We start from the raw sequence: 6,459 nt of genomic DNA, 5'->3' as shown, positions 1-6,459 counted from the left end.
TGGCCAGGCCGGGATCCAGCGCGGGGGCCGACCCGAAGTTGCCGATGCGTTCGCCCAGCGGCGGCACCCCGGCCAGCATCGACACCGCGGCGGCGCCCTGCGAGAAGCCGCCGAGCACCAGCTTCGTTCCCGGGCACTGGTCGACCATCTGCGCGATGTGGTCGCGCGCGTCGTTGGCGCCGTCGGCGGTTTGCAGGAAGTTGTAGCTGGCCGGGTAGTTCACCGGGTAGGCGTCGACGCTGCGCGAGCCGAGGGCCGGCCGCAGGGCGTCGAGCAGCGCGTCGCCGGCGACGCCGAGGCCGGGCGGCTCGGCGGTGCCGCGGGCGAAGATGAGTTGGACATCGGGGCATCCGTCGGCCCGGGCCGTCGGCACCCGGCCGCCAGCGAGCGAAAACAGTGACACCGCAACGGCGACGGCCATGCCGACCACCTGCCACCTATGAAGTTTCATGCGGCAGATTTTCACATATGACGTCGCGGGCCGTCGCGGCGCTAAGCTCCCCGACTGTGAGCGACCCCGCGTCCGACCCCACCGAACTGGCGCGACTGGCGGCGCAGGTCATCGCGGAGCGCACCGGTGTGACCGAGCATGACGTCGCCATCGTGCTCGGATCGGGATGGCGCCCGGCCGTCGCCGCCCTCGGCTCCCCGACCGCCGTGCTGCCCCAGGCCGAGGTGCCCGGGTTCGCGCCGCCGACCGCCGTCGGGCACACCGGCGAGCTGATGTCGACGCAGATCGGCGAGCGCCGCGTGCTGGTGCTGGTTGGTCGGGTGCACGCCTACGAGGGTCACGACCTGTGTCACGTGGTCCATCCGGTGCGGGCCGCCTGCGCGGCGGGGGCGCGCATCGTCGTGCTCACCAACGCGGCCGGCGGCCTGCGGCCGGACCTGGAGGTCGGCCAGCCGGTGCTGATCAGCGACCACCTCAACCTGACCGCCCGCTCGCCGTTGGTCGGTCCGCAGTTCGTGGACCTGACCGGCGCCTACGCGCCGCGGCTGCGGGACCTCGCCCGCCAGGGCGACCCCGGGCTGGCCGAGGGGGTCTACGCCGGACTGCCGGGGCCGCACTACGAGACCCCCGCCGAGGTGCGCATGCTGCGGGCGCTGGGCGCCGACCTGGTCGGCATGTCGACCGTGCACGAGACCATCGCCGCCCGGGCGGCCGGCGCCGAGGTGCTGGGGGTGTCGCTGGTGACCAACCTGGCCGCCGGGATCGGTGGCGAACCGCTGAGCCACGCCGAGGTGCTCGCCGCAGGCGCCGCGTCGGCGGGCCGGATGGGCGAGCTGCTGGCCGACGTCGTGGCCCGGTTCTAGCAGCGATGACGCCCGAGGAGCGGATCGCCGCGGCGGAGTGGATCGCCCACGATCCCGACCCGGCGACCGCCGCCGAGCTCGCCGCCTGCGGGCCCGACGAGCTGGCCGCGCGTTTCGCGCGCCCGCTCCGGTTCGGCACGGCGGGGTTGCGCGGCCCGGTGCGTGGCGGCCCGGACGCCATGAACGTCGCGGTGGTGTCGCGCGCCACGTGGGCGGTGGCGCAGGTGCTGGGCGGGCGCGGCCTGGCCGGTTCGGTGGTGATCGTCGGGCGCGACTCCCGGCACGGCTCCGCGGTTTTCGCCACCGTCGCCGCCGAAGTGCTTGCCGCCCAGGGTTTTTCCGTTCAGTTGCTGCCCGGCCCGGTGCCGACGCCGGTGGTCGCGTTCGCGGTGCGCCGCACCGGCGCCGCGGCCGGCATCCAGATCACCGCGTCGCACAACCCGCCGACCGACAACGGTTACAAGGTCTACGCCGACGGCGGCATCCAGATCATCTCCCCCACCGACCGCGAGATCGAGGCCGCGATGGCCGCCGCTCCCCCGGCCGACGAAATCGCCCGGGTGCCGGTGCAACCCGCCGCCACCGATGTGGTCGGGCGTTACATAGCGCGCGCCGCCGCGGTGCGGCGCGGCAGCGGATCGGTGCGGGTGGCGCTCACCCCGCTGCACGGGGTGGGTGGGGCGGTGGCCGTGGACGCGCTGCAGCGGGCCGGCTTCGAGCGGGTGCACACGGTCGGCGCCCAGTTCGCGCCCGACCCCGACTTTCCCACCGTCGCCTTCCCCAACCCCGAGGAGCCCGGCGTCACCGACGCGCTGCTCGCCCTGGCCGCCGACGTCACGGCCGACGTCGCGATCGCGCTGGACCCCGACGCCGACCGGTGCGCCGTCGCCATCCCCACCGCGTCGGGCTGGCGGATGCTGTCCGGCGACGAAACCGGTTGGCTGCTGGGCGATTACATCCTGTCGCGGGTCGCCGAGCCGCGGACGGCCGTGGTGGCCAGCACCGTGGTGTCGTCGCGGATGCTGGCGGCCATCGCGCACCGCTATGGGGCCACCCACGTCGAAACCCTCACCGGCTTCAAATGGCTGGCCCGCGCCGACGACGGGGTGCCAGGCGGCTCGCTGGTCTACGCCTACGAGGAGGCGATCGGGCATTGCGTCGACCCGGACGCCGTGCGCGACAAGGACGGGATCAGCGCCGCGGTGCTGATGTGCGATCTGGTGGCCGCGCTGAAGGACCGGGATCGTTCGGTGGCCGGCGCGCTCGACGAACTCGCCCGGCGGTATGGCGTGTACGACGTCGCGGCGGTGTCCCGCCGGGTGGCCGACACCGCCGAGGCGGGCGAGCTGATGCGCCGGCTGCGGGCGGCGCCCCCGGAAACGCTGGCCGGGTTCACCACCACCGTCGCCGACAGCACCGACGCGCTGATCCTCACCGGCGGCGACGACGCCACGTCCGTCCGGCTGGTGGTGCGGCCGTCCGGGACCGAGCCGAAGTTGAAGTGCTACATCGAGGTTCGGTGCGCGGTGACCGGCGGCCTCGACGATGCCCGGCGGCGGGCCGGCGCGCTGCGCGACGAGCTGGTGGCGGTGGCGCGCGGCTGGTGAGCTAGCGCGGCCCGTACTGTCGGTCCCCGGCATCGCCGAGGCCCGGAACGATGTAGGCGTTCTCGTTGAGCCCGTCGTCGATCGCCACCGTGAAAAGGCGGGCCGCGGGCACCGTTTCCTCAAGCGCGGCAACGCCTTCGGGCGCGGCCACCGCGCACAATACCGTGATGTCGGTGGCGCCGCGCTCGAGCAGCAGCCCGGCGGTGTGCTTCAACGACCCGCCGGTGGCCAGCATCGGATCGAGCACCAGCACCGGCACGCCGGCCAGCTCGTCGGGCAGCGACTCGAAATAGCCTGCGGGCCGATGGGTTTCCTCGTTGCGGGCCACGCCGACGAATCCGACTCGGGCCTGCGGCAACAGCGCGAGCGCCTGATCGACCATGCCGAGCCCGGCCCGCAGCACCGGCACCAGCAGAGGCGGCCGGGCCAGCCGCACCCCCAGCGTGTCGCCCACCGGTGTGCGGATCGGGAACGTCTCGCGCGGCGCGTCCCGGGTGGCTTCGTAGATCAGCATCGCGGTCACGTCGCGCAGCGCCGCCCGGAAGCCGTCATCGGCGGTGCGTTCGTCGCGCATCGTCGTCAGCCGGGCGATCGCCAGTGGGTGATCGACAACGCGCACTTCCACGATGTTCGACCCTATATAACAATCCGGCCGCTTTTGGTTAACGCCCCGCCGAAACCGGCCGCGTCGACACCGATGGCGCCTTACGTCCCCCTATGCTCCCGTGGTGCCGGGCGCAATGATGGGGTCAACGGGGTTGACGGGCAGGGCATTTCGGGCCCTGCGCCTGCTCGCCGCGGTCGCGCTGGCGGTCCTGGCGGCCGGACCGCTGACCGCGCGGATCAGCCTTGCGGCGGCGGCGATTCCGCAGCCCGCGCACATCGTGATCGTGGTGGAGGAGAACCGCTCCGAGGCCAACATCATCGGCAACAAGGCGGCGCCCTTCATCACCGCCCTGGCCGCGAGCGGCGCCAACATGGTGCAGTCGTTCGCCGAAACCCATCCCAGCGAGCCGAATTACCTGGCGATGTTCGCCGGCAACACCTTCGGCGTGACCAGCGACCGGTGCCCGGTCAACGCGGGCGACGCCCCCAACCTGGGTTCGGAATTGCTTGCCGCGGGCTACACCTTCGCCGGCTTCGCCGAAGGCCTGCCCGCGGTCGGCTCGCCGGCCTGCACGGCCGGCAAGTACGCGCGCAAGCATGTGCCCTGGGCCAACTTCACCAACGTGCCGCCGGCGAACTCCCTGCCGTTCTCGGCCTTCCCGGTGGGCAATTACGCGAGCCTGCCCACGGTGTCCTTCGTGATCCCGAACAACGACGACAACATGCACGACGGGTCGATCGCGCAGGCCGACACCTGGCTGAACCGCCAGCTGTCGGGCTACGCCAACTGGGCGGTGGCCAACAACAGCCTGCTGATCGTGACGTGGGACGAGGACGACAATTCCAGCCGCAACCAGATCCCGACCATCTTCTACGGCGCGCACGTGGTCCCCGGCAACTACGCCGAGCGGATCAACCATTACAACCTGCTGTCCACGATCGAGCAGATGTACGGGCTGCCCAAAACCGGCTACGCGGCCGGCGCGCCGCCGATCGCCGACATCTGGGGCTAGGCCGGATGGCCCGGCCGCCGTCGCTATTGTGTGCCGCATGGCTGCTGACCTCGTGCCCATCCGCCTGAGCCTGTCCGACGGCGACCGCTACACCGTGTGGGCGCCGCGCTGGCGCGACGCCGGCGACGAGTGGGAGGCGTTCCTGGGCAAGGACGAGGACCTGTACGTCTTCTCCTCCGTCGCCGACCTGGTCGCGTTCGTGCGCTCCGACACCGACAACGACCTGGTCGACCACCCGGCGTGGAAGGACCTGACGGCGGCGCACGCGCACAAGTTCGAACCGGCCGAGGACAGGCAGTTCGATCTGGTCGCGGTCGAGGAGCTGGTCTCGGAGAAGCCGACCGAGGAGTCGGTGACCGGGTTGGCCCGCACGCTGTCGCTCGTGTCATCCATCGGATCGGTGTGCGAGCTCCCGGCGGTGTCGAAGTTCTTCAACGGCAACCCCACGCTGGGCACCGTGTCGGGCGGCATCGACCACTTCACCGGCAAGGCCGGCCTCAAACGCTGGAACGCGATCGGCGAGATCATCGGCCGCGGCTGGGACGACGTGCTGAGCGCCGTCGAGGGCATCGTCACCACCCCCGAGGTGGACGAGAAGCTGTCGGCCAAGGCGGCCGACGAGCTGGCCGAAGAGCCCGAGGAAGAGGAGACCGAAGACACCGAGGCCGCCGACGCGGCCGACGAGGACGCCGTCGACGAGGCGGACGAATCGGAGGACGCCGACGAGTCGGACGCGACCGACGAGGAGCCCCGCGCGGCCGGCGACACCGTGATCCTGGGCAGCGACGAGGATTTCTGGTTGCAGGTGGGCATCGACCCCATTCGGATCATGACGAGTTCGGGCACCTTCTACACCCTGCGGTGCTACCTGGACGACCGCCCGATCTTCCTTGGCCGCAACGGGCGCATCAGCGTGTTCACCTCCGAGCGGGCGCTGGCCCGCTACCTCGCCGACGAGCACGACCACGACCTCGCCGACCTGAGCACCTACGACGACATCCGCACCGCCGCCACCGACGGCTCGCTGGAGGTCAAGATCACCGATGACAACATCTACGTGCTCAGCGGGCTGGCCGACGACATCGCCGACGGCCCCGACGCCGTGGACCGCGACCAGCTGGACCTGGCGGTCGAGTTGCTCCGCGACATCGGCGACTACTCGGAGGAGGGCACGGTCGACAAGGCGCTCGAGACGGGCCGCCCGCTGGGCAAGCTGGTGGCCTACGTCCTCGAGCCCGGCTCGGTCGGCAAGCCGTCGGCCCCGTACGCGGCGGCGGTGCGGGAGTGGGAGAACCTGGAGCAATTCGTCGACGGGCGGCTGCGCAGGGAGTAGCCCCGTTTGACGGGCCCGGAAGTCTCCTCTTTACTGGCGGGTGTCGCTTCCCGGGATAGGCCCGTTGCCCCTGTACGGCTTTCAGCGCCCGGGCATGCTCGTGTTCGGTTTGCTGCCGCTGGGCCTATTGGCGGTGTACATCCTGGTCCAGGCTCGCCGCCGGCGCCGGCTGCGCCGGTTCACCGAGGCGGCCGTGCCGCAGTCGCCGAGGCGGCACATCCCCATCGCGGTGGCGCTGCTCAGCCTGGTCCTGTTGACCATCGCGCTGGCCACACCCACCCACGACATGCGCATCCCGCGCAACCGGGCCGTCGTGATGCTGGTCATCGACGTCTCGGAGTCCATGGCGTCCACCGACGTCCCCCCGGACCGGCTGACCGCCGCGAAGGTGGCCGGCAAGCAGTTCGCCGACGAGCTGACGCCCGCGATCAACCTGGGGTTGGTGGAGTTCGCGGCCAACGCGTCCCTGCTGGTCTCCCCGACCACCAACCGCGAGGCGGTGAAGGCGGCGATCGACAGCCTGAAGCCGGCCCCCAAGACCGCCACGGGCGAGGGCCTGTTCACCGCGCTGCACGCGATCGCGACG

General features: G+C 71.8%; 7 protein-coding genes. 5 read left to right on the top strand and 2 right to left on the bottom strand.

Going from position 1 to position 6,459, the window contains the following annotated elements:
• The coding region (locus A5681_RS19785; protein ID WP_419866341.1) for a cutinase family protein at nucleotides 1–421 on the bottom strand (421 nt) is incomplete at its 3' end.
• Nucleotides 422–507: 86 nt separating this feature from the next.
• Here A5681_RS19785 and A5681_RS19780 point away from each other — a divergent pair.
• Nucleotides 508–1,314, top strand: coding sequence for a purine-nucleoside phosphorylase (locus tag A5681_RS19780; RefSeq protein WP_067278961.1), 807 nt, complete (start codon nucleotides 508–510; stop codon nucleotides 1,312–1,314).
• 5 nt (nucleotides 1,315–1,319) lie between these two features.
• Nucleotides 1,320–2,921, top strand: a complete 1,602-nt coding sequence (locus tag A5681_RS19775; RefSeq protein ID WP_067278957.1) for a phospho-sugar mutase — start codon at nucleotides 1,320–1,322, stop codon at nucleotides 2,919–2,921.
• A gap of 1 nt (nucleotide 2,922) precedes the next feature.
• Here the strand turns inward: A5681_RS19775 and upp are convergent, their stop codons facing one another.
• Complete coding sequence (gene upp, locus A5681_RS19770; RefSeq protein WP_067278952.1) at nucleotides 2,923–3,546, bottom strand: uracil phosphoribosyltransferase; 624 nt, start codon at nucleotides 3,544–3,546, stop codon at nucleotides 2,923–2,925.
• Nucleotides 3,547–3,664: 118 nt separating this feature from the next.
• Between upp and A5681_RS19765 the strand changes: the two genes are divergently transcribed.
• The 3 genes from A5681_RS19765 to A5681_RS19755 all read left to right on the top strand — a co-directional run.
• A complete protein-coding gene (locus A5681_RS19765; RefSeq protein ID WP_067278965.1) occupies nucleotides 3,665–4,540 on the top strand; it encodes an alkaline phosphatase family protein in 876 nt (291 codons plus the stop codon).
• A gap of 37 nt (nucleotides 4,541–4,577) precedes the next feature.
• Nucleotides 4,578–5,873: a primosomal protein gene (locus A5681_RS19760; protein ID WP_067278949.1), complete on the top strand. Its 1,296-nt coding sequence runs from the start codon at nucleotides 4,578–4,580 to the stop codon at nucleotides 5,871–5,873.
• Nucleotides 5,874–5,913: 40 nt separating this feature from the next.
• Nucleotides 5,914–6,459, top strand: a 546-nt coding sequence (locus tag A5681_RS19755) for a VWA domain-containing protein (protein ID WP_156738067.1), incomplete at its 3' end; no start/stop codon positions are given.

This window comes from Mycobacterium scrofulaceum (genome assembly GCF_001667885.1).
Classification (GTDB): domain Bacteria; phylum Actinomycetota; class Actinomycetes; order Mycobacteriales; family Mycobacteriaceae; genus Mycobacterium; species Mycobacterium scrofulaceum_C.
The sequence above is the reverse complement of the archived record's forward strand: the minus strand, read 5'-3'. Positions and strand labels throughout refer to the sequence as shown.